This is a genomic window from Streptomyces sp. NPDC048636 (genome assembly GCF_040650655.1).
Lineage (GTDB): Bacteria > Actinomycetota > Actinomycetes > Streptomycetales > Streptomycetaceae > Streptomyces.
The window spans coordinates 643,450-666,966 of sequence record NZ_JBEZHR010000001.1; the positions used below are offsets into that span (position 1 = coordinate 643,450).

19 protein-coding genes are annotated in these 23,517 nt (G+C 68.9%); 13 read left to right on the forward strand and 6 right to left on the reverse strand.

Annotation, left to right across the window (positions count from 1 at the left end; all coding sequences use genetic code 11):
* Window positions 1-182: 182 nt before the first annotated feature.
* The 11 genes from typA to AB0C66_RS03045 all read left to right on the forward strand — a co-directional run bounded on the left by typA (window position 183) and on the right by AB0C66_RS03045 (window position 14,330).
* Window positions 183-2,078: a translational GTPase TypA gene (typA, locus tag AB0C66_RS02995; RefSeq protein ID WP_362432040.1), complete on the forward strand. Its 1,896-nt coding sequence runs from the start codon at window positions 183-185 to the stop codon at window positions 2,076-2,078.
* A 470-nt stretch (window positions 2,079-2,548) separates the two neighbouring features.
* Window positions 2,549-4,192 carry an ABC transporter substrate-binding protein gene (locus AB0C66_RS03000; protein WP_362432043.1) on the forward strand — a complete coding sequence of 548 codons (1,644 nt, stop codon included), beginning with the start codon at window positions 2,549-2,551 and terminating at the stop codon, window positions 4,190-4,192.
* A gap of 152 nt (window positions 4,193-4,344) precedes the next feature.
* A complete protein-coding gene (locus AB0C66_RS03005; RefSeq protein WP_362433336.1) occupies window positions 4,345-5,271 on the forward strand; it encodes an ABC transporter permease in 927 nt (308 codons plus the stop codon).
* Window positions 5,264-6,226: an ABC transporter permease gene (locus AB0C66_RS03010; protein ID WP_362432045.1), complete on the forward strand. Its 963-nt coding sequence runs from the start codon at window positions 5,264-5,266 to the stop codon at window positions 6,224-6,226. The genes AB0C66_RS03005 and AB0C66_RS03010 overlap by 8 nt, the downstream gene beginning before the upstream one ends.
* An 11-nt stretch (window positions 6,227-6,237) precedes the next feature.
* On the forward strand, window positions 6,238-7,296 hold the full coding sequence (locus AB0C66_RS03015; RefSeq protein WP_362432048.1) for an ABC transporter ATP-binding protein: 1,059 nt from the start codon (window positions 6,238-6,240) through the stop codon (window positions 7,294-7,296).
* Window positions 7,289-8,452: a dipeptide ABC transporter ATP-binding protein gene (locus AB0C66_RS03020; protein ID WP_362432050.1), complete on the forward strand. Its 1,164-nt coding sequence runs from the start codon at window positions 7,289-7,291 to the stop codon at window positions 8,450-8,452. Before AB0C66_RS03015 ends, AB0C66_RS03020 begins: the two co-directional genes overlap by 8 nt.
* 199 nt (window positions 8,453-8,651) lie before the next feature.
* On the forward strand, window positions 8,652-10,295 hold the full coding sequence (locus tag AB0C66_RS03025) for an ABC transporter substrate-binding protein (protein WP_362432052.1): 1,644 nt from the start codon (window positions 8,652-8,654) through the stop codon (window positions 10,293-10,295).
* A gap of 2 nt (window positions 10,296-10,297) precedes the next feature.
* Window positions 10,298-11,221 carry an ABC transporter permease gene (locus AB0C66_RS03030; protein ID WP_362432055.1) on the forward strand — a complete coding sequence of 308 codons (924 nt, stop codon included), beginning with the start codon at window positions 10,298-10,300 and terminating at the stop codon, window positions 11,219-11,221.
* Window positions 11,214-12,227, forward strand: coding sequence for an ABC transporter permease (locus AB0C66_RS03035; RefSeq protein ID WP_362432058.1), 1,014 nt, complete (start codon window positions 11,214-11,216; stop codon window positions 12,225-12,227). Before AB0C66_RS03030 ends, AB0C66_RS03035 begins: the two co-directional genes overlap by 8 nt.
* A 29-nt stretch (window positions 12,228-12,256) precedes the next feature.
* A complete protein-coding gene (locus AB0C66_RS03040; RefSeq protein WP_362432060.1) occupies window positions 12,257-13,258 on the forward strand; it encodes an ABC transporter ATP-binding protein in 1,002 nt (333 codons plus the stop codon).
* A complete protein-coding gene (locus AB0C66_RS03045; protein ID WP_362432063.1) occupies window positions 13,251-14,330 on the forward strand; it encodes a dipeptide ABC transporter ATP-binding protein in 1,080 nt (359 codons plus the stop codon). Before AB0C66_RS03040 ends, AB0C66_RS03045 begins: the two co-directional genes overlap by 8 nt.
* 357 nt (window positions 14,331-14,687) lie before the next feature.
* On the opposite strand, the gene AB0C66_RS03050 is transcribed toward AB0C66_RS03045, so the two are convergent.
* On the reverse strand, window positions 14,688-15,143 hold the full coding sequence (locus tag AB0C66_RS03050) for a hypothetical protein (protein WP_362432066.1): 456 nt from the start codon (window positions 15,141-15,143) through the stop codon (window positions 14,688-14,690).
* Window positions 15,144-15,229: 86 nt separating this feature from the next.
* Here AB0C66_RS03050 and AB0C66_RS03055 point away from each other — a divergent pair, with 86 nt between their 5' ends.
* The gene (locus AB0C66_RS03055) at window positions 15,230-15,619 is read left to right on the forward strand and encodes a hypothetical protein (RefSeq protein ID WP_362432068.1); all 390 of its coding nucleotides are present in this window, start codon (window positions 15,230-15,232) and stop codon (window positions 15,617-15,619) included.
* A 5-nt stretch (window positions 15,620-15,624) separates the two neighbouring features.
* On the opposite strand, the gene AB0C66_RS03060 is transcribed toward AB0C66_RS03055, so the two are convergent.
* The 5 genes from AB0C66_RS03060 to AB0C66_RS03080 all read right to left on the reverse strand — a co-directional run bounded on the left by AB0C66_RS03060 (window position 15,625) and on the right by AB0C66_RS03080 (window position 21,838).
* Window positions 15,625-16,761, reverse strand: a complete 1,137-nt coding sequence (locus AB0C66_RS03060) for an oligopeptide/dipeptide ABC transporter ATP-binding protein (protein WP_362432070.1) — start codon at window positions 16,759-16,761, stop codon at window positions 15,625-15,627.
* Window positions 16,762-16,774: 13 nt separating this feature from the next.
* Window positions 16,775-17,857 carry an ABC transporter ATP-binding protein gene (locus tag AB0C66_RS03065; protein ID WP_362432073.1) on the reverse strand — a complete coding sequence of 361 codons (1,083 nt, stop codon included), beginning with the start codon at window positions 17,855-17,857 and terminating at the stop codon, window positions 16,775-16,777.
* A 20-nt stretch (window positions 17,858-17,877) separates the two neighbouring features.
* Entirely contained in the window at window positions 17,878-18,855 is a 978-nt protein-coding gene (locus AB0C66_RS03070) for an ABC transporter permease (RefSeq protein ID WP_362432075.1), read from the reverse strand.
* Between the two features lie 100 nt (window positions 18,856-18,955).
* Entirely contained in the window at window positions 18,956-20,743 is a 1,788-nt protein-coding gene (locus AB0C66_RS03075) for an ABC transporter substrate-binding protein (protein WP_362433339.1), read from the reverse strand.
* Window positions 20,744-20,833: 90 nt separating this feature from the next.
* A complete protein-coding gene (locus AB0C66_RS03080) occupies window positions 20,834-21,838 on the reverse strand; it encodes an ABC transporter permease (protein ID WP_362432078.1) in 1,005 nt (334 codons plus the stop codon).
* Window positions 21,839-22,288: 450 nt separating this feature from the next.
* On the opposite strand from AB0C66_RS03080, the gene AB0C66_RS03085 reads away from it, so the two are divergent.
* Complete coding sequence (locus AB0C66_RS03085; RefSeq protein WP_362432081.1) at window positions 22,289-23,503, forward strand: hypothetical protein; 1,215 nt, start codon at window positions 22,289-22,291, stop codon at window positions 23,501-23,503.
* Window positions 23,504-23,517: the final 14 nt, after the last annotated feature.

The window sequence follows — 23,517 nt, forward strand, 5'->3', positions numbered from 1 at the left end:
CGCTCCCGCCGTCGCCCGCGACCGGTCTGAGACCCGGATCACCCTGCGAGGACGGGCTGCGGCGCCCGTTACCGGGCCGTCCCCTTACCATGGGGTTGAGGCCGTGGCGTGTTCTGCCCGGCGGGCGGGCGTACCGCACCGGACGCGCCGTCATCCACGATTCCGGGAGAAGCGCCGCAAGTATGCCCACGCGCCACGACATCCGTAACGTCGCCATCGTCGCCCACGTCGACCATGGCAAGACGACCCTGGTCGACGCCATGCTCAAGCAGGCCGGCGCGTTCGCCGCCCACCAGCAGGTGGACGACCGGGTCATGGACTCCAACGACCTGGAGCGCGAGAAGGGGATCACCATTCTCGCCAAGAACACCGCCGTGAAGTACCACCCGGCGGACGGCGGCGACCCCGTCACCATCAACATCATCGACACCCCCGGCCACGCCGACTTCGGCGGTGAGGTCGAGCGCGGTCTGTCCATGGTCGACGCCGTGGTCCTGCTGGTGGACGCCTCCGAGGGCCCGCTGCCGCAGACCCGCTTCGTGCTGCGCAAGGCGCTCCAGGCCAAGCTGCCCGTCATCCTGTGCATCAACAAGACGGACCGCCCGGACTCCCGGATCGACGCGGTGGTCAACGAGGCGTACGACCTCTTCCTGGACCTGGACGCGACCGAGGAGCAGATCGAGTTCCCGATCGTCTACGCCTGTGCCCGGGACGGCATCGCCTCGCTGAACAAGCCGGAGGACGGCTCCGTCCCCGCCGACAGCGACAGCCTCCAGCCGTTCTTCACCACCCTGCTGGAGACGGTTCCCGCGCCCGAGTACGACGCCGCCGCCCCGCTCCAGGCCCATGTCACCAACCTGGACGCGGACAACTTCCTCGGCCGGATCGCGCTGCTCCGCGTCGAGCAGGGCGAGCTGAAGAAGGGGCAGACGGTCGCCTGGATCAAGCGGGACGGCTCGATCGCAAATGTGCGCATCACCGAGCTGATGATGACCGAGGCGCTCACCCGCAAGCCCGCCGAGGTGGCCGGCCCCGGTGATATCTGCGCCGTCGCCGGTATCCCGGACATCATGATCGGCGAGACCCTGGCCGACCCGGAGAACCCGATCGCGCTGCCGCTGATCACCGTCGACGAGCCCGCGATCTCGATGACCATCGGCACCAACACCTCGCCGCTGGTCGGCCGCGGCCCCGGTGGCAAGGGCGCCGACAAGTCGGCCGTGAAGGACCGCAAGGTCACCGCCCGGCTGGTCAAGGACCGGCTGGAGCGCGAGCTGATCGGTAACGTCTCGCTGCGCGTGCTGCCCACCGACCGCCCGGACGCCTGGGAGGTGCAGGGCCGCGGTGAGCTGGCGCTGGCGATCCTGGTGGAGACCATGCGCCGGGAGGGCTTCGAGCTGACCGTCGGCAAGCCCCAGGTGGTCACCCGGGAGGTCGAGGGCAAGGTCCATGAGCCGGTCGAGCGCATCACCATCGATGTGCCCGAGGAGCACATGGGCGCGGTCACCCAGCTGATGGGCACCCGCAAGGGCCGGATGGACAACATGTCCAACCACGGCTCCGGCTGGGTCCGGATGGAGTTCGTCGTCCCGTCCCGGGGCCTGATCGGCTTCCGCACCGAGTTCCTGACCCAGACCCGCGGCACCGGGATCGCCCACTCCATCCACGAGGGCCATGAGCCGTGGTTCGGGGAGCTGAAGACCCGGAACAACGGATCGCTGGTGGCCGACCGCTCGGGCGCGGTGACCGCCTTCGCGATGATCAACCTCCAGGAGCGCGGCGTGCTGTTCGTCTCGCCGGGCACCGAGGTCTACGAGGGCATGATCGTCGGTGAGAACTCCCGCACCGACGACATGGACGTGAACATCACCAAGGAGAAGAAGCTCACCAATATGCGGTCCTCCACCGCGGATGTGACCGAGTCCCTGGTGCCGCCGCGGCTGCTCTCCCTGGAGCAGTCCCTGGAGTTCTGCCGCGACGACGAGTGCGTCGAGGTGACCCCGGAGACCGTGCGCATCCGCAAGGTGATGCTGGACCAGAAGGAGCGCGGCCGCGCCGCCTCCCGCGCCAAGCGCTGACGCGTACGCGGGCGCCCCTCACCCAGCGTGAGCGCTGGAGGATGCGTCCGTAAGCCCGCCGACAGCCCGGAATCCCCTCTTCCGCGAGGGGTCCCGGGCTGTTGCCATGTCGGCAAGGCGCCAGTCAACAAGTTATCCGGGGTGAGGCGTCCGGATATCGGCCAGAGGGCTCCGCATGATGTGTTAACAGTCCGTTTCGCGTGTGTCTGTCAGTGGAGCTTTTGTCCGGATTTTGAAGCTCCGCGCGTAGATGATGTGACCAAAGCGAGACCCATAAGGTGTGGTTTACGGGGCGAGCGTGCTCAATCATGGGGTCCATTGAGCTCGGGTCAATGGGTCACACGCTGTGGGGAGCGCGGACCTACGAGCGCATCTGGGGGGTTTCCGGTCCCTTTCGCTGTCAGGGGTGTCAGCGTGCTTTCCGGACACCCCCTCTCGTAGTGGCAGAGGACTCCTGAGGAGGCAAACCCATGCGCGGTGCCAAGAGCGCCAAGTGGGTCGCACTGGCCGCGGTTGTGGCGCTGGCCGCAACCGCCTGTGGCGGCGGCGACAGCGACAGCGGTGACAACGACATGAACAAGGGGACGGTGGACCCGAAAGGGATCCTGACCGCCCAGTTGGGCGAGCCGCAGAACCCGCTTCAGCCGGCAAACGCCAAGGAGAGCCAGGGCAGTCGTGTCCTGAGGGCGGTCTTCTCCACGCTCGTGGACTACGAGCCGGGTACCGGCAAGCTCCAGTACATCAACGCCGAGTCCGTGACACCCAACAAGGACTCCTCCGTCTGGACCGTCAAGCTCAAGCCGGGCTGGAAGTTCCACAACGGTGAGGCCGTGACCGCCAAGTCCTACGTGGACTCGTGGAACTGGTCGGCCAACGTCGAGAACAACCAGACCAACTCCAGCTGGTTCCAGGACATCAAGGGCTACGCGGATGTCCACCCTGAGAAGGGCAAGCCCAAGGCCGACAAGATGTCCGGCCTCAAGGTCGTCAATGACAACGAGTTCAAGATCGAGCTCACCAGCTCGGTCTCGTACTTCGCCTACAAGCTGGGCTATGACGTCTGGGCGCCGCTGCCCAGCGGCTTCTTCAAGGACCCCAAGGGCTACGGCGAGAAGCCGGTCGGCAACGGCCCCTACAAGTTCGTCTCGTGGGACCACAAGAAGCTGATCAAGGTCCGTAAGTTCGACGGCTACAAGGGTCCGAACAAGGCGAAGAACGGCGGCATCGACTTCAAGAACTACACCACCGCCGACGCCGCCTACTCCGACCTGCGGTCGAACAACCTCGACTGGATCGAGCAGGTTCCGACCACCGCGCTGACGAACTACAAGACGGACCTGGGCAAGCGCGCCATCGACGAGGAGTACTCGGCGGTCCAGTCGATCGTCCCGGCCTTCTACACCGACCAGTTCAAGGACATCGACCCCAAGGTCATCCAGGGTCTGTCGATGGCGATCGACCGTGACACCATCACCAAGACGGTGCTGCACGGCTCCCGCACCCCGGCCGACAGCTATGTCGCCCGCGGTGTGCTCGGCTACAAGGCCGGCGCGCTGAAGGAGCAGGTCAGCTACGACCCGAAGAAGGCCAAGTCCCTCATCAAGGAGGGTGGCGGCGTCCCGGGCAACAAGATCTCCATCCAGTTCAACGCCGACCAGGACCACAAGACCTGGGTCGACGCGGTCTGCAACAGCATCCGCAAGGCCACCGGTGTCGACTGCGTGGGCGACTCCAAGCCCGACTTCCAGGCCGACCTGAACGCGCGTGACAAGCACCAGGTCAAGTCCATGTACCGCGGTGGCTGGGTGCTCGACTACCCGGTCAACTCGAACTTCATGAGGGACCTGTACGGCTCCAAGGCCGCCGGTAACACCAGCGGTTACGACAACCCCGAGTTCGACAAGCTCGCCAACAAGGCCGACAAGGCCGCCACCCTCGACGAGACCATCAAGCTCTACCAGCAGGCGGAGCAGATTCTCGCCAAGGACATGCCGGCGATCCCGCTGTGGTTCTACAAGGTCAACAGCGGCCAGTCCAACAAGATCCTGGGGAAGATTCCCTACGGTCAGGACGGCGACCCGATCTTCACCAACGTCCAGGTGAAGAAGAAGTAACGACCGGGACCGCCGGCCGGTGCCGCCGCATCCTCTCCCCGGAGAGTGCGGCGGCACCGGCCCGCAGGCGTGAGGCCCGCGACCCTCTCCCCCCACCCGCGTGGAGCAGATGAGCCGTGGTCTCCGCCGCCCCCCAACGGCATGGAGGCATGATGGGGCGCTACGTCGCCAGGCGACTGCTCCAGATGATCCCGGTCTTCATCGGGACCACTCTGTTGATTTTCCTCATGGTCCACGTTCTGCCCGGTGACCCCATCCGGGCGATGTGGGGAGACAAGGCCGCCGACCCCGCACAGGTCGCGGCACTGCGCCATGAGTTCGGGCTCGACCAGCCCTTGTGGAAGCAATACGTCGATTACATGGCCAATCTCTTCCAGGGAGATTTCGGCAAGACCTTCGGCGGCCGTGAGGTCTCCGAGGAAATGGGCATGGCCTTCCCGGTGACCCTCCGCCTGGGGGCGGTGGCCATCACCATCGAGATGATCGTCGGCATCGGGCTGGGTGCCTGGGCCGGTCTCAAGGCGGGCAAGGCCGCCGACACCGGTGTGCTGATCTTCACCCTGGTCGTCATCTCGATGCCGGTCTTCGTCATGGGTTACCTGGCGCGGTTCGTCTTCGCCGATGAACTCGGCTGGCTGCCGCCCAACGTCCAGGACTCGGAGGACCTCCAGCAGCTGCTGCTGCCGGGCTTCGTCCTCGCGATGCTCTCGATGGCGTACGTGGCCCGGCTGACCCGGACCACCTTCGCGGAGAACCTGCGGGCCGACTACATGCGCACCGCGCTGGCCAAGGGGCTGCCCCGGCGCCGGATCGTCGGGGTGCACCTGCTGCGCAACTCGCTCATCCCGGTCGTCACCTTCATCGGCACCGACGTCGGTGCGCTGATCGGCGGCGCGGTGGTCACCGAGGGCATCTTCAATGTCCAGGGCGTCGGCAACCTGCTGTTCAAGGCGCTCGGACAGCGCGAGGGCACCACGATCGTCGGCACGGTGACGATCTTCGTCCTCGTCATCCTGGTGATCAACCTGCTCGTCGACCTGCTGTACGCGGTCCTGGACCCGAGGATTCGATATGTCTGAGCTGACAGACTCGCCCTTCGTTCCAGGCGTCCAGGCGTCCAACGCCGAACTGGCGGCGGGCAGGGACCCCTCGAAGGGTCCGGGCGGCGGCAAGCCCCGTTCCCTGTGGGGCGACGCCTGGTACGAGCTGCGCCACCGGCCGCTGTTCTGGGTCTCCGCGGTGCTGCTGGTGCTGCTGCTGGCCATCGCGGCGTTCCCGGGTCTCTTCAGCGGTGCCGATCCGCGTGACGGCGATCTGACCCACCACTTCCTGACCAAGCCGGAGCTGACGCACTTCTTCCAGGCCGACTGGTTCGGTTACGACGTGCAGGGCCGCTCCATCTACGCCCGGGTCATCTACGGCACCCGTGCCTCGATCATGGTGGGTGTCGGTGTGACGGTCGTGGTCACCCTCTTCGGTGGTCTGCTGGGCATGCTGGCCGGATACTTCGGCGGTTGGATCGACTCGATCGTCTCCCGCATCGTCGACATCTTCTTCGGTCTGCCGTTCCTGCTCGGCTCGATGGTCGTGCTGAACGCGTTCACCGAGCGCAAGGTGTACGTGGTGATCGCGGCACTGGCCTTCCTGGGCTGGACCACCATCGCCCGCGTGATGCGCGCCTCGGTGATCACGGCGAAGCAGGCGGACTACGTCACCGCGGCGCGCGCCCTCGGCGCGGGCACCAACCGGATCCTGTTCCGGCATGTACTGCCCAACGCGCTCGCGCCCACCATCGTGGTCGCGACGATCTCGCTCGGCGCCTATATCTCCGCCGAGGCCACGCTGTCGTACCTGGGTCTCGGCCTCGCCGACCCGACGATCTCGTGGGGCATCGACATCGCCTCGGCCAAGGACGCCATCCGGGACAACCCGCATGTGATGCTCTTCCCGGCCGCGATGCTGAGCCTCACGGTGTTCGCGTTCATCACGCTCGGCGACGCGGTGCGCGACGCCCTCGACCCCAAACTGCGCTGAGGAGGGCGTACGTGACCACTATCGAGAAGACCACGAGCGCCACCGCCCGCGTGGGCGAGGACGACGACGGCACCCCGCTGCTGGAAGTCCGCGACCTGCATGTGGAGTTCCACACCCGGGAGGGCCTGGCCAAGGCCGTCAACGGTGTCAACTACAGCGTCAACGCCGGTGAGACGCTCGCCGTGCTCGGCGAGTCCGGCTCCGGCAAGTCGGTGACCGCCCAAGCCATCATGGGCATCCTCGACATGCCGCCGGGGAAGATCCCGCAGGGTCAGATCCTGTACCGCGGCGAGGACATGCTCACCATGTCCCACGAGGAGCGCCGGAAGATCCGCGGCCGGAAGATCGCCATGATCTTCCAGGACGCGCTCTCGGCGCTCAACCCGGTGCTCTCCGTGGGCTACCAGCTGGGCGAGATGTTCCGCGTCCACCAGGGGATGTCCAAGAAGGAGGCCAAGGCCAAAGCCATCGAGCTGATGGACCGGGTCCGCATCCCGGCGGCGAAGGAGCGGGTGGGCGACTTCCCGCACCAGTTCTCCGGCGGTATGCGCCAGCGCATCATGATCGCCATGGCGCTGGCCCTGGAGCCGGACCTGATCATCGCGGACGAGCCCACCACCGCCCTGGACGTCACCGTCCAGGCCCAGGTGATGGATCTGCTCGCCGAGCTCCAGCGCGAGTACAACATGGGCCTGATCCTCATCACCCATGACCTCGGGGTGGTGGCGGACGTCGCCGACAAGATCGCGGTGATGTACGCGGGCCGGATCGTGGAGACCGCGCCGGTGCACGAGCTCTACAAGCGCCCGGCCCACCCCTACACCCGGGGTCTGCTGGACTCCATCCCGCGGCTGGACCGCAAGGGCCAGGAGCTCTACGCGATCAAGGGGCTGCCGCCCAACCTGCTCAAGACCCCTTCGGGCTGCGCCTTCAACCCGCGCTGTCCCAAGGTGCAGGACATCTGCACCACCGACCTCCCGGCGCTGCACCCGGTCACCGAGCAGGACGGCACGGAACTGCCGGGGCGCGGCAGCGCGTGCCACTTCTGGAAGGAGACCATCCATGGCTGATATCGAGAAGAGCGCGGCCGTGGACCGGTCCGACGGCGTCCAGGACGCCACTCCCAACGTCACCGAGGTGGAGACGGTCGACGCGGCCACCGAAGAGGCGGCCGTGGAGGCCATCGAGGCGCCCGTCGAGCGCGGTGAACCGATCCTCCAGGTACGCAATCTGGTCAAGCACTTCCCGCTGACCCAGGGCATCCTGTTCAAGCGGCACATCGGCGCGGTCAAGGCGGTCGACGGGATCTCCTTCGACCTCTACCAGGGCGAGACCCTGGGTATCGTGGGCGAGTCCGGCTGTGGCAAGTCCACCGTCGCCAAGCTGCTGATGACCCTGGAGACCGCCACCGCCGGTGAGGTCTTCTTCAAGGGCCAGGACATCACCAAGCTGTCGGGCCGTGCGCTGCGGGCCGTCCGCCGCAACATCCAGATGGTCTTCCAGGACCCGTACACCTCGCTCAACCCCCGGATGACGGTGGGCGACATCATCGGCGAGCCGTACGAGATCCACCCGGAGGTGGCGCCCAAGGGCGACCGTCGGCGGAAGGTCCAGGAACTGCTGGATGTGGTGGGCCTCAACCCGGAGTACATCAACCGCTATCCGCACCAGTTCTCCGGCGGTCAGCGGCAGCGCATCGGGATCGCGCGCGGTCTCGCGCTCAACCCCGAGGTCATCATCTGCGACGAGCCGGTCTCGGCACTGGACGTCTCGGTCCAGGCGCAGGTGATCAACCTGATGGAGAAGCTCCAGGACGAGTTCAACCTGTCCTATCTCTTCATCGCGCACGACCTGTCCATCGTCCGGCACATCTCCGACCGTGTCGGTGTGATGTACCTGGGCAAGATGGCCGAGATCGGTACCGACACCGAGATCTACGACCACCCGACGCACCCCTACACCCAGGCGCTGCTGTCGGCGGTCCCGGTCCCGGACCCGACGTCGCGCGAGGGCCGGGAGCGGATCATCCTCGCGGGTGATGTGCCCTCCCCGGCCAACCCGCCGTCCGGCTGCCGGTTCCGCACCCGCTGCTGGAAGGCGGAGGACAGGTGCGCCAAGGAGGTGCCGCTGCTCGCCATCCCGGAGCGGTTCACGAACAGTGACACACCGGCCGCCCATGAGTCGGCCTGCCACTTCGCGGAGGAGAAGGACGTCGTGCACGCCTGATCCGCACGCCGAGCAAGACGCCACGAGGGCGTCCGGACCGCTGACCCGGTCCGGGCGCCCTCGCGTCGTCCGGGTGACGCCGCCGCCCCGCCGTTCTCCGGGGCTGCCACGGACAGCCGCGGTGGAGGTGCGAGCCGTCCGGCCCCGGGATGTCATATGGGCCTAAGGCGGATCTTGGACCGGATCCTCGGGAGGCGCCATGCGCACCGCTTCGCACCGCAGGCGTTCGCGCCGCACGCTCGGCGCCGGATGCGCCGCCGCCCTGGTGGGCGCGGTCGCGCTGACCGGCTGCGGCGGCGGCGACAGCGGCTCCGGCTCGGGGATCGTGCGCTCCTCCTGGGGCGATCCGCCCAACCCCCTGGAACCGGCGAACACCAATGAGGTCCAGGGCGGCAAGGTGCTGGACATGATCTTCCGCGGGCTCAAGCAGTACGACCCCAGGACCGGTGAGGCCAAGGACGCGCTGGCGCAGCGGATCCACACCGACGACCAGCGCAATTACACCGTCACCATCAAGAAGGGCCATCGGTTCGCCAACGGCGAGAAGGTGACCGCCCGTTCCTTCGTGGACGCGTGGAACTACGGCGCGCTGCTCGACAACAAGCAGCGCAACGCCTACTTCTTCGAGTACATCGAGGGGTACGACAAGGTCCACCCCGTCTCCGGCGGCCCGACCGCGAAGACCCTGTCCGGACTGCGGGTCAAGGACGACCGCACCTTCACCGTGCGGCTCACCCAGAAGTTCTCCACCTGGCCCAAGACGCTCGGCTACAACGCCTACGCACCGCTGCCCCGGGCGTTCTTCACCCACCATGCCGCCTGGCTGAAGCGCCCCGTCGGCAACGGCCCGTACGAGGTGGCGTCCTACACCAAGGGCTCGGTGATGAAGCTGCGCGCCCGGGACGACTACAAGGGACCGGACAAGGCCCGGAACAAGGGTGTCGACCTGCGGGTCTACACCGACTCCAACACCGCTTACACCGATCTCCAGGCCGGCAACCTGGATCTGGTGGACGATGTCCCGGCCCAGCAGCTGAAGTTCGTCCGCGCCGACCTCGGCAACCGCTACATCAACCAGCCCGCCGGGATCATCCAGACCCTCACCTTCCCGATGTACGACACCGCCTGGCGCGGCCCCGCCAAGGCCAAGCTGCGCCGCGGTATCTCGATGGCGATCAACCGGAAGCAGATCACCGAGCGGATCTTCCGCAACACCCGTACCCCCGCGACCGACTGGACCTCTCCGGTGCTGCGCCGTGAGGGCGGTTACCGGCCGGGGCTGTGCGGGGACGCCTGCGCCTACGATCCGAAGCGGGCGCGGAAGCTGATCGAGTCGGCGGGCGGGCTGCCCGGCGGCCGGATGACCATCACGTACAACGCGGACACCGGCTCCCACAAGGACTGGGTCGACGCGGTCTGCAACAGCGTCAACGCGACACTGCGCAGCGACCGGGCGTGTGTCGGCAAGCCGGTCGGCACCTTCGCCGACTACCGCAACAAGATGGCCGGGAAGCAGATGACCGGGCCGTTCCGGGCGGGCTGGCAGATGGACTACCCGCTGATCCAGAACTTCCTCCAGCCGCTGTACTACACCGGCGCCTCCTCCAACGACGGCCACTGGAGCGACACCGGCTTCGACCGGCTGGTCAACCGGGCCAACGCCGCCTCCGCCACCGGTGAGGCCGTCACCTCCTTCCAGGACGCGGAGAAGATCCTCGCGGAGCAGATGCCCGCCGTCCCGCTGTGGTACCAGAACGGCAGCGCGGGCTACTCGGAGCGGCTGAGCGATGTGGTCCTCAACCAGTTCAGCGTCCCGGTCTACCACCAGATCAAGGTCAGCTGACCATGGGCCGCTATGTGCTCAGGCGGCTGTTGCAGATGATCCCGGTGTTCATCGGCTCCACCTTCCTGATCTTCTTCATGGTCTACGCGCTCGGTGACCCGGTGGCGGCGCTCTTCGGCGACAAGGCCCCCGACCCGGCCACCGCCGCCCGTATCCGCGAGGACCTCTACCTCGACAAGCCGTTGTGGAGCCAGTACCTCCACTACATGGGGCAGGTGTTCAGCGGGGACTTCGGCACCGCCTTCAACGGACAGCCGGTCACCGAGCTGATGGCCGGGGCCTTTCCGGTCACCCTGCGGCTGACCGTGGTGGCCGTCGTCTTCGAGATGGCGCTCGGGGTCACCCTCGGCGTGCTGAGCGGACTGCGCCGCGGCCGTGGCCTGGACACCTCGGTACTGCTGCTCACCCTGGTCGTGGTCTCCATCCCGACCTTCGTCAGCGGCACCGTGCTCCAGTTTCTGTTCGGGGTGAAGTGGGGGCTGGCCCGGCCGTCGGTCTCGCCGGAGGCGCCGTTCCTCCAACTGCTGCTGCCCGGTGTGGTGCTGGGGCTGGTCTCGCTCGCGTACACCACCCGGCTCACCCGCACCTCCGTGGTGGAGAACGCCCACGCCGACTACGTACGCACCGCCGTCGCCAAGGGGCTGCCGCGCCACCGGATCGTCACCCGCCATCTGCTGCGCAACTCGCTGATCCCGGTGGTGACCTTCCTCGGCACCGATATCGGAGCGCTGATGGGCGGGGCCATCGTCACCGAGCGGATCTTCAATATCCACGGTGTGGGCTACCAGCTCTACCAGGGCATCCTGCGCCAGAACTCACCGACCGTGGTCGGCTTCGTCACCATCCTGGTGATCGTCTTCCTGCTGGCCAACCTCTTCGTCGACCTCCTCTACGCCGTGCTCGACCCGAGGATCCGCTATGCCTGAGCCCTTTGAGACGCAGCTCGACATGACCGAGGCGCTCGCGCCCGCCGCGGGCGGCGGGCCGCTGGCCGCCTCCGGCGCCGACACCCTCCAGGGCGGCGGGCCCCCGCGGGTGCCGCGCCGTCTGCCCTGGCGCCGCCCCGTCCGGACCGGCGCCGCCCCGGGCAGCCGCGGGCTGTGGTCCGACGCCTGGTACGACCTGCGCCGCAACCCGGTCTTCATCGTCTCCGCGCTGGTGATCCTCTTCCTCGTCACCATCGCGATCTGGCCGCAGCTCATCGCCGGCGGCAATCCGTACCAGGGCAATCTGGCCAAGGCCCAGGAGGGTCCGGCGCCCGGCCACCCCTTCGGCTACGACCTCCAGGGCCGCGATGTCTACACCCGTACCGTCTACGGCGCCCGCGCCTCCATCACCGTAGGCATCTGCGCCACCGCCGGTGCGGCCCTGCTCGGCAGTGTGCTGGGCGGACTCGCCGGATTCTTCGGCGGCTGGTGGGACGCGCTGCTGTCCCGGCTCGCCGATGTCTTCTTCGGCATCCCGATCCTGCTGGGCGGACTGGTCTTCCTGTCCGTGGTCACCAGCGGCTCGGTCTGGCCGGTGGTCGGGTTCATCGTGCTGCTGGGCTGGCCGCAGCTCTCCCGGATCGCCCGCGGTTCGGTCGTCACCGTCAAACAGCACGACTACGTCCAGGCGGCGCGGGCCCTGGGGGCGGGCAGCGGGCGGACCCTGCTGCGCCATATCGCGCCCAATGCCGTCGCCCCGGTGATCGTGGTGGCGACCATCGCCCTGGGCACCTACATCGCCCTGGAGGCGACGCTGTCCTTCCTCGGGGTGGGGCTCAAACCGCCCACCGTCTCCTGGGGGATCGACATCTCCTCCGCCTCCTCCCAGATCCGCAACGCCCCGCACATGCTGCTGTGGCCCGCGGGCGCGCTGAGCGTCACCGTCCTCGCCTTCATCATGCTGGGCGACGCGGTGCGCGACGCCCTGGACCCCCGCTTGCGCTGAGGAGTTCACACCCCGCCCGAGGAGCCATCGTGACCCGTTTGCTGGACGTACAGGACCTCCGGGTCGAATTCCGCACCCGGGACGGCGTCGCCGAGGCCGTCGACGGGGTCAGCTACGGCGTGGACGCGGGCCGGACGCTGGCCGTGCTGGGGGAGTCCGGCTCCGGTAAGTCGGTGAGCGCCCAGGCCGTCATGGGCATCCTCGACTCGCCGCCCGCCTTCGTCACCGGCGGGCAGGTGCTCTTCCGCGGGCGGGACCTGCTGACGATGAGCCCGCGCGAGCGGCGCTCGGTGCGCGGCGCCGCGATGGCGATGATCTTCCAGGACGCGCTGTCGGCCCTCAACCCCGTGCTGACGGTGGGCGCCCAGCTCGCCGAGATGTACGAGGTGCACCGCGGGATGTCCCGTAAGGACGCCCGGGCACGCGCCGTCGAGCTGATGGACCGGGTCCGTATCCCCGCGGCCAAGGCGCGGGTGAACGACTATCCGCACCAGTTCTCCGGCGGGATGCGCCAGCGGATCATGATCGCCATGGCGATCGCGCTGGAGCCGGAGCTGATCATCGCCGACGAGCCCACCACCGCCCTCGACGTCACCGTCCAGGCCCAGGTGATGGATCTGCTCGACGAGTTGCGCCGTGAGTACGCGATGGGGCTGATCCTCATCACCCATGACCTCGGAGTGGTCGCGGATGTCGCGGACAGCATCGCCGTGATGTACGCGGGCCGGGTCGTGGAGACCGCGCCGGTGAAGGAGCTCTACCGGCGCCCGGCCCATCCCTACACCCGCGGACTGCTGGACTCCATCCCGCGGCTGGACCACAAGGGCAAGGAGCTGTACGCGATCAAGGGGCTGCCGCCCAGCCTGCTCACCGTCCCCACCGGCTGCCCCTTCCACCCCCGCTGCCCGCGCGCCCAGGAGATCTGCCGCACCGAACGCCCGCCGCTGTACGAGGTGCCGGACGTCTCGGACACCGCCGCACCCGGGCGGGCCAGCGCCTGCCACTTCTGGAAGGACGAACTCGATGCCTGAGCAGTTCGCCGAGCCCGCCGGACCGGCCCAGTCCGCCGGGTCCGCCGAGTCCGTTCTCGAGGTGCGCGACCTCGCCAAGCTCTATCCGCTCACCCGGGGCGTCCTGATGAGACGGCGGATCGGCGCGGTCCGGGCCGTCGACACCGTCTCCTTCGACCTGCGGCGCGGTGAGACGCTCGGCATCGTCGGCGAATCCGGCTGCGGCAAGTCCACCGTCGCCCGGCTGCTGGTCAACCTGGAGCGGCCGACCGCCGGGGCGATCCGCTACCGCGGCGAGGACATCAGCAGGCTCTCCGGCCGGGCGCTCAGCCATGTCCGGCGCAACATCCAGATGGTCTTCCAGGACCCGTACACCTCGCTCAACCCCCGGATGACGGTCGGGGACATCGTGGGCGAGCCGTACGAGATCCACCCCGAGGCAGCGCCCAAGGGCGACCGGCGCCGCCGGGTCCAGGAACTGCTGGACGTCGTCGGCCTCAACCCCGAGCACATCAACCGCTATCCGCACCAGTTCTCCGGGGGCCAGCGGCAGCGCGTCGGCATCGCCCGCGGACTCGCCCTCCGGCCCGAGGTCATCGTCGCCGACGAACCGGTCTCCGCGCTCGACGTCTCGGTCCAGGCCCAGGTGGTGAATCTGATGGAGCGGCTCCAGGACGAGTTCGGCCTCTCCTACGTCTTCATCGCCCACGATCTGTCGGTGGTCCGGCACATCTGCGACCGGGTGGCGGTGATGTACCTGGGCCGCTTCGCCGAAACCGGCACCGATACCGAGATCTACGAGCATCCGACCCACCCCTACACCCAGGCGCTGCTGTCCGCCGTCCCGGTCCCCGACCCCGGCGCCCGCGCCCGCCGGACCCGCATCCTGCTCTCCGGCGACGTCCCCTCCCCGGCCGACCCGCCCTCCGGCTGCCGCTTCCGCACCCGCTGCTGGAAGGCGCGCGACCGCTGCGCGGTGGAGGTGCCGGAGCTCGCCGTCCCCCAGGAGTTCCGCGCCACCGGCGGCCCGGCCGCGCACGCCTCGGCCTGCCACTTCGCCGAGGAACGCGTTGCGGTGACCCCGGGAATCTAGGGCCCGTCTTCAAAGGGGCCGCCCTGCTCCCGACGCCTGGCACGGCGCCCCCAGCTACCGCTGGGAGGTGCCCCCGGCTGCGTTGTCGGAGTCGCCCGAGTACGCCCAGTACGAGGGCGATCCTCCGCCTTGCGATGTTCCCCCAGCTACCGCTGGGAGGTGCCCCCTGCACCAGACGCCGCTCGCGGCCGGACGCCCCCTTTGAAGACGGACCCTGGTGCCGCATCAGCCAGGGTGTGCCCCGCTCGCCGCGTTGGCCGAAGGCCCGACCAGGTCCACTACGAGGGCCACCCGCCGCCTTGCGATGGACCGCATTCGGCGCCCCTCGCCGATCCACCGGGGATTACGGGAGAGTCCTCAACCCCAGTGCTCCGGGTGGAACCGGACCGCAACGCCCGGCGCGAAAGCGTTGACGGCGGCCTCCAGACGATCGCGGTCGACCCGCCACAGCACCAGCGTCCGGCTCGCCCGGAAGACCTCGTAGTCGATATGGGGCGCCAAGGTCGCGGCCGTCACCGCCTTGAGGTTCCGGTTGGGGCCGGGCAACTCCGGTGCGCCCGGCCGCCGTCCGAGCCCCACGTACCGCATCGGCGAGGGCCCCGCCGTCGGATGCGCCCACATCACCACGGACTCGATGTCCCGCCACGGCACCCGCGCGGTCTGCTGCCGATGCCGGGCCGGTGCCCCGCCCAGGACCACCCCGCCCTCGTCCACCCGGAGGGCCACCAGCTTCTTCCAGCCGTACCCCCCGAGGAGCTGGAACGGCGACCGGGTGAAGTGTTCCTCGTAGACGGGGGAGATGGCGTTCGACATGCCCGGAACCCTAAGGGCTTACTCCCGTCGTCCTCAACGACGTGGGACGCCGCTCCCGGCCCGCCGGAAGGATTACCGTCATGGGTATGGGCGATGATCAATCCGTGGAGATCCGGCTCGGCGTCTACGCGACCGGGGACACCGCCGCCCGGCTGGCCGCGGCGTGCGGGCGGGTGCTGGAGGGGCGGGGGCCGGGGCACCGGGTGTCGGTGCTCGGGGCGGGGGAGCCGACGGGCGACGGCGGTGTGCCGCTCGGCGACTTCTACGAGGACCTGGCCGAGCAGTGGCGGCTGACGCACCCCGGGGCGGATCCGGGGGCGCGGGACGTGTATGAGATCCGGGTGTGGTCGGCCGCCGCTCCGGACGGGGTGGAGAGGTTGCGCGCGGAGCTGGCGCGGGTCATCTGCCCGGACCCCGGGCACCGTTCGCCGTGTGAGGTGCCCTGGGCCTCTTGGGCCTCCTGCGCCCCGGGGTGAGCCGGTCAGTCCTTGCCGATGTCCTCCGCCGCGATCAGGGCCGGGTCCAGGACGATGTCCTGGGCGCGGGCCTCCACGGTGGGGTCCTCGGGGAAGTGGCAGGCGGAGAGATGGCCCTCGTGGTTGCCGTCCAGCCGCAGCAGCGGGGGCTCCTGCTGGGCGCATTTCTCCCGCGCCTTCCAGCAGCGGGTGCGGAACCGGCAGCCGGAGGGCGGCCGGATCGGGGAGGGGACGTCCCCGGCGAGCCGGATGCGCTCCCGGCGGGCGGCCGGTGAGCCGCTGCCCTCCCCGGCGTCCTCGGCCTCGTCCATGACGGCCGTCGCGTCCGGGACCGCGGAGAGCAGCGCGTGGGTGTACGGGTGGCGCGGGCGGCGGTAGATGGAGTCACGGTCGCCGACCTCCACCACCTTCCCCAGGTACATCACCGCGACCCGCTGTGAGAAGTGCCGTACGACGGCGAGGTCATGGGCGATGAACAGGAAGGCGATGCCCAGTTCGCGCTGGAGTTGCCGGAGCAGATTGACGACCTGCGCCTGGATGGAGACATCGAGCGCGGAGACCGGTTCATCGGCCACGATCAGCTTGGGTTCGAGGGCGAGCGCGCGGGCGACCCCGATGCGCTGCCGCTGTCCGCCGGAGAACTCATGCGGAAACCGGTTGTAGTGCTCGGGGTTGAGCCCGACCGTCTCCAGCAGCTCCCGTACCCGCGCCTCCCGGCCGCCCGGCGGACGGATGCCGTTGATCTCCATCGGGCCCGAGATGATGGTGCCGACGGTCTGCCGGGGGTTCAGCGAGGAGTACGGATCCTGGAAGATCATCTGGATCTCGGAGCGGATCGGCGCCAGCTCCCTGCGGCCCGCGCGGGTGATGTCCCGGCCCCGGTAGCGGAGCGTCCCGGCGGTGGGCTCCAGCAGCCGGGTGAGCAGCCGCCCGGTGGTGGACTTGCCGCAGCCGGACTCGCCGACCAGCCCGAAGCTCTCGCCCGCGCGGACGGTCAGATCGATCCCGTCGACCGCCTGGACGGCCCCGACCCTCCGCCGGATCGGAAAGCCGCCCATGATCGGGAAGTGTTTGGTCAGCTTCTCGGCGACCAGGAGGGGTTCCCCCGCCGCGATCGGCGGGACGTCCGGCACAGTGCTCATGGTCCACGGCTCCCTAGCCCCGGCCCAGCCGGGGCTTGATCTGCTCGGTGAAGAGGGTCTGCTTCCGCTCGTCCGTGAGGTGGCAGGCGCCGCCCCGCCGCTCCGGCAGCGCCGGGCGCTCGGTCCGGCACCGGGCCCCGTCCACCTCGCCGGTGTAGGCGCACCGCGGATGGAACGGGCAGCCCGGCGGCGGGGCGAGCAGGCTCGGCGGGGTGCCGGGGATGGGGTTCAGCGGTTCGTCGACGTCGGAGGAGAGCCGTGGCATCGACCCCAGCAGCCCCCAGGTGTACGGATGCCGGGGCGCCCGCAGTACCTCGCGGACGGTGCCCCGCTCCACCGCCCGGCCCGCGTACATCACCAGCAGGTCGTCCGCGGTGTTGGCGACCACGCCCAGATCGTGGGTGATGAGGATGATCGCGGAGCCGAACTCCTGCTGGAGGTCCTTGAGCAGGTCCAGGATCTGGGCCTGCACCGTGACATCGAGGGCGGTGGTCGGCTCATCGGCGATCAGCAGATCGGGATTGCAGACCAGCGACATGGCGATCATCGCGCGCTGGCGCATCCCGCCGGAGAACTGGTGCGGATAGTCGTCCACCCGCTGCGCGGGGTTGGGGATGCCGACCTTCCGCAGCATCTCGACCGCGCGCGAGCGGGCCTCGCGCTTCGACGCGCCGGTGTGCTTGCGGAACGGCTCCGCGATCTGACGGCCCACCGTGTAGTACGGCGACAGCGCGGTCAGCGGATCCTGGAAGATCATCGCCATGGTGTTGCCGCGCAGCGTCTCCAGGGTGCGCTCGGGCGCGCCGGTCAGCTCCCGGCCGTCGAGCAGGATCTCGCCGCGGACCTCGGTGGTGCGCGGATCGTGCAGTCCGAGCACGGTGAGGTTGGTGACGGACTTACCGGATCCGGACTCGCCCACGATCCCGAGGGTCCGGCCGCGTTCGAGGTCGAAGGAGAGGCCGTCGACGGCCTTGACCACACCGTCCTCGGTGGTGAAGCGGACGTAGAGGTCCCGTACGGACAGGAAGGCGTCGGCGTCGGGTGCGGCGGGCGGCGTCGCGCCGCTGTCGTCGGCGGGAGTGGTCAGGGTGGTCATCTCGGCAGGCTCCCGGTCTCTCAGGCGAGGCGCACGCGCGGATCGATGAAGGCGTAGGCGGCGTCGACCAGGATGTTGAACACCACGATGGCCGCGGCGCTGACCAGCATCACCCCCATCAGCATGGGCAGATCGGTCAGCTGGACGGACTCCACGGCCAGCCGTCCGATGCCGTGCAGGGTGAAGGTGTACTCGGTGACCATCGCCCCGCCGAAGAGGGATCCCAGATCGATGCCGAAGATGGTGACGATGGGGGCGATGGCGCCGCGCCAGGCGTAGCGGAAGAACACCGTACGGCCGGACAGCCCCTTGGCCCGCGCCGTGCGGACGTGGTCCTCCTGCAACTGCTCGACCATCTGGGAGCGGGTCATCCGGCTGTAGTTGGCCATGAAGATCAGCGAGAGCACCAGCCAGGGCAGCAGCATCCCGCTGAACCACTTCACCGGATTGTCGGTGACGGAGTGGTAGGCGGGCTGCTCCAGGATGCCGAGACCGCTGACGAACCAGGCCAGACAGAGCACCCCGACGAAGTAGATCTGCATGGACGCGCCGAGCAGCGACAGCGAGCTGACGAACTTGTCCACCCAGGTGCCGCGCCGCCAGGCGGCGATCATGCCGATGCCGACGCCGAACACCAGGAAGACCGCGGCGCCGCCGATGGCCAGCGAGAGGGTGGTGGGGAAGCGGTCGACGATGGTGCCCCAGACCGGTTCCTGGCTGACGAAGGAGTAGCCGAAGCAGGGGGCGTCGCAGTGTCCGACGGCGAAGTCGCGCCCCGCGAAGATCCCCACCATGAACTTCGCGTACTGGACCGGGACCGGCTGGTCCAGGCCGAGGTTCTTGTTGATGATCGCGAGCGATGTCGGGTCGCAGTTCTTGCCGCAGGCGAGCCGCGCGGGTTCGGCGGGCAGGGCGAAGAAGAGGAAGAACGTGATCGCACTGATCAGCAGCAGGATCACGATCGCGCCGAGGGTCCGGCGGGCGAGGAATCTCAACATGGCGTCGGGGGTCTTCCGGTAGAGGCGGGCCCCGGCCGCACCGCGCGGTCGCCGCCGACGGCGGTGCGCGCGGTGCGGCCGGGCTCCGGTGCGGCCGCTGCTACTTGACGAAGACGGCCGTGGGGTCCACGGCCCCGTAGACCGCGTTGTACTTCACACCGCCGAGACCCGGGCCCCAGAGGGTGAACAGCCGGTTGTAGAAGGTCGGCACCGCGGGCACCTCTTCGGTGAAGATCTTCTCGCTGAGCTTGGTCCATTCCTCGGTGGCCCGGTTCAGATCGCTGACCTTCGCGACCCGGTCGATCTCCTTGTCGACCCACGGGACATCGAGATGGGAGTAGTTCGGGGAGTCGTTATAGACGTTCTTGCCGTCGTACAGCGGGGGAACGACGGTTGAGGCGGAGGGCCAGTCGGCACCCCAGGAGGACCGGTACAGGTCGTACTTGTTGTCGACCTTGCCGATCTGTGTGTAGTAGGTGGTCTGGTCGATCTCCTTCTTCTGGACGGAGAACCCGGCGCGCTCCAGGGCCCGTTCGACGACCACCGAGGCGTCCTGGTGGGTGTCGCCGTTGCCGTAGCCGTAGACCAGTTCGTAGCCGTCCTCGCCCGCTTCCTTCAGCAGCGCACGGGCCTTCTTGGCGTTGCCGCCCGGGTACTTCCGCTTCTCGAACGGGTCGAAGGAGGGGTCGTAGCCCTTGAGCGTCGGACCGACCAGACCGCCGCCGATCTCACCGGCCTTCGGCCCGCCGAACTGCTGGAGGTACTGGCCGCTGGGGAACGCCCAGGCGATCGCCTCGCGCACCTTCTTCTTCTTGACGCGATCGGTGTTGATCGAGACGACGTCCACATAGGGCTGCGTTTCGGTCAGCGACCGGGCCATCGCCTTCTTGTCCTTGAGGACCGAGGAGATCTGCGAGGGGTCGACCGCGTTGGTGAAGGTCATCCCGTTCTTGTCATCGCCCTTGGCGGCCTGGAGCCGGCGGGTGGAGTCCACCCACTGGTGGCCGAAGGAGACGTCGAAGGTGTCCACGTACTGGTGGCGTATGGAGTCCGTCCTGGGGTCCCAGTGCTCGTTCTTGACGAACTGGATGCCCTTGCCCGGTTTGAAGTTCTGGATCTTGTACGGGCCGGAGGCCACCGGCGCCTTGTCGTACTTCTCCTTGGTGTCCTTCTCCGGCGGCACCGCGCCGATGTTGGGCATCGCCACCGCGAACGGCACCTCGGCCCGCGGCTGGTCGAAGTGGAAGACCACGGTCTTGTCGTCCGGGGTGTCCAGCACCGTCTTGGGCAGGTGCTTGCCCTTGTACGGGCCGTCCGGCAGCGCCTTGCGGTACTTCTGGCCGGCTCCGGAGAGCCACTGCTGGAGGTAGGTCGGGCCGTTGGTCTCGAAGGGGGCGTAGAGCCGCTCGACGGCGTGCCGGACGTCCTTGGACGTGATCGGCGAGCCGTCCTCGAACTTCAGCCCGTCCTTGAGGGTGTAGGTCCAGGTGCGGCCGCCGTCGGAGGACTTGCCGGTGTCGGTGGCGAGGTCGCCGACCAGCTTGACCTTCCCCGTCTTCTCGTCGATCCGGTAGTTGGTCAGGGTCCGGTTGTAGAGCGTCTGCATGATCAGCTCATCGCTGACATAGATCTGCCCCGGGTCCAGGTGCTCGAACGCGTCCCGCTGGAGCACCGTCACCGTGCCGCCCTTCTTGGCGCCCGGCAGGTCCTTGGCGGGACCGGTCGAGTCGGCGGTGGTGCCCAGGGAGATGTCCTGGGACTCCATCTTCGGCTCCTTGGACTCCTCGGGGTCCGAGCCGCCGCCGCTGCTGCACCCGGACAGCGCCAGCGCCCCCGCGGCCAGGGCGACGGCGAATGTGCGGGCCCTGCGTCTGTGGTTCCACGTCATGGTGGTCATGCACCTGCCTCGTCGACGGAACACTCTGCCGTTATCTGCCTCTGCCGTAATCTCCGGCCTCTGCCGTATCTCCGGCCCGGATCAGCGCGTGGTCTTCGGGTCCATCGCGTCCCGGACCGAGTCCCCGAGCAGGTTGAAGGCGACCACGAAGACCACCATGGCGATGCCGGGGAAGAACATGTAGGTGATGTCGCCCTCGTAGAAGTTGGCGCCCTTGGCGAACATCCGGCCCCAGTCGGGGGTCGGTTCGACCACCCCGACCCCGAGGAAGGACAGCGCCGCCTCCGTCGTCACGAAGTTGGGCAGCATCAGCGTGGCCTGCACCAGGATCGGGGTGCCGAGGTTGGGCAGCAGCTCCTTGCGGACGATCCGCCACGGCGAGGCGCCGGTCACCTTGGCCGCCTCGACGAACTCCCGCTCCCGCAGGGAGAGCACCTGGCCGCGCAGCAGCCGGGCCAGCTGCATCCAGCCCAGCAGCCACAACACCACCACCAGCGCGGTCACCCGGAAATAGGTGGGCGTCTCCTTCTGCGGGCTGACGAACAGCGCGGTGACCACCGGCATGAAGGCGACGAAGAACAGCTGCTGCGGAAAGGACAGCAGCAGATCGATCAGCCGTCCCAGGAAGTAGTCGGTCCGGCCGCCCATATAGCCCGCGACGACACCGATGACGATGCCGGTGACCGTGGACAGCACGGTCGCGGCCAGCCCGATCAGCAGCGAGGTGCGGATGCCGTACACCAGCTGCATCAGGACGTCGCGGCCGAGTTTGGGCTCGATGCCGAACCAGAACTCCCCGTCGATTCCGCCGTTGGGCTTCATCGGGTATCCGGTGAGCGGGTCCAGCAGTTCGGGGCGGTCCAGACCGTAGGTGCTGTAGGGATCCTTGCCGTACAGCGTCGCGATCAGCGGTGCCAGCAGGGCGATCACGAAGAAGAACAGCACCACGCAGGCGGAGACCACACCGGTCCGGTCGCGCCGGAACCGCCGCCACATCAGCTGGCGGGGCGCCAGACCGGCCGGAGCCTCGCCCTCCGTGGCCGGCGCGGCCTTCTCGACCACGGTGGCCTGGGATGGACTCGTCATCGCGTAACGCCCCCCGCACTGGTGTCACACCGTCAACGCGCGTCGTTGACGCGCGTCATTCCGCTGTTCCCCACCCGCCGTGGTCGTGCGTGCGTGTCGGGTTGAGCGGACTGTCGCAACCCATGAACAGCCCAGTCAAGATGCGTACGAGGGCTGATGTGCCGGTCATCCCAGTCTTGAGCGAACATTTGGCAGATCGAGGCGACCACGTGCTTGACAGTGATCAGTCAATGAGCGCAGACCGGGGCGATTGCCCTTCAACCGCTTTAACACGCGGGCAACTTCACTGTCGCGACACCGATATACGGACGCGTCAGACTGGACCGCGTACGGCCGTGCGGGTGCCGTGGACCGGCCGGGGCGCGCCATGTCGCCCCGGCCGGTCACCATCCGGGGCCACTTTCTGCCACGACGGTTGACCGGGGTATGAGGTGGGGCAGACCTACGGCTATGGGGCAGGGACGGATACTTACTCGCGGAGCGCGCGTCTTCGGCGCGCTCGTCTGCGCGGTGCTCGGGATGATCTCGCTGGCGTGGATCATCCGCGACCTGGACAAGGCCGAGGAGGCGAACCACCTGTGGTGGACCTGGGCGGGGATGCCGTTCCGGGCCCCCGGTTCGGTCTTCGGCTCCTCGCTGCTCGATCTGACCCTGCTGGTGGTCTACGCGGCCGTCGGGCTGACCGCCCTGCGTTCCCCGTCCGCCGCGGGCGCGCTCGGTACGGTCGGGGCGGTGACCGTGGCGGTGCGGCTGCCGAGCCTGTGGAACCTCGACGCCGACTGGATGCAGGGCATCCCCGATGACCTCAAGACCCGTGCCGAGCTCACCGCGTGGATGGGCGTGGTGCTCGGCGGGCTGCTGCTGGCCGCCGTGGCCGCCGCCCGCCGCCCGGTCGACCTCGATCCGCCCGGCGGCCCCGGCGCCTCAGCCGAGCAGCCGCCGGGGCGGCCCGGCGCGGGGGCCGCGGTCACCGGTGCGCTGTTCCTGGGTGTCAGCGCGCTGTGCCTGGGCGCCTGGCAGATCTACTGGGCCCAGGAGCGCGGCTGGGATGTCTACAAGCACGAGCTGAGCGGCAAGCACACCCTGGTCACCCTGCTGGCCGCGCCCGGAGCCTGGACGGCGTGGGCGGTGATCGCCCTGGCGCTGGCCGCCGCCGGTGCCGCGCTGGCCCGGGCGCCGCTGTCCCGTCCGCTGGGGATGACGGCGGGGGTGCTGCTGCTGGGCGGGGGCGTCAGCGCGGCCTCGCTCTACATCAAGCTGGACCTCGTCGACCACCTCGACGACCTGCCGACGGTGGGTGTGCTCACTGTGCTCACCGTCTTCTTCCAGGCGCTGGCGGGGCTGATCGCGCTCCTCGCGCTGGCGCAGCGCCCGCGGGGCGACCAGTGGCCCCCGGCCCCGGCGTACGGCGGCTACGGCTACCCCGGCCATGGCTACCCGGGCTACGGCGACGGCGGATACGGCGGGTACCGCGACACCGCCCCCGCGGGGTACGCGGACAGCGGCCCCGGCGGGGGCTACGACGGCGGTCACGGCAGTGGTTCCGGCGGCGGCCCCGGCGGGGGTTCCGGCGGTGGTGGTTACGCCCCGCCGCCCCCGGCCGCTCCACCGTCCGTCCCGCCGCCGCCCGCGGCGCCCCCGCCCCCGCCGCCACCGGGCTGGTAGCGGCGGGCCGGGCG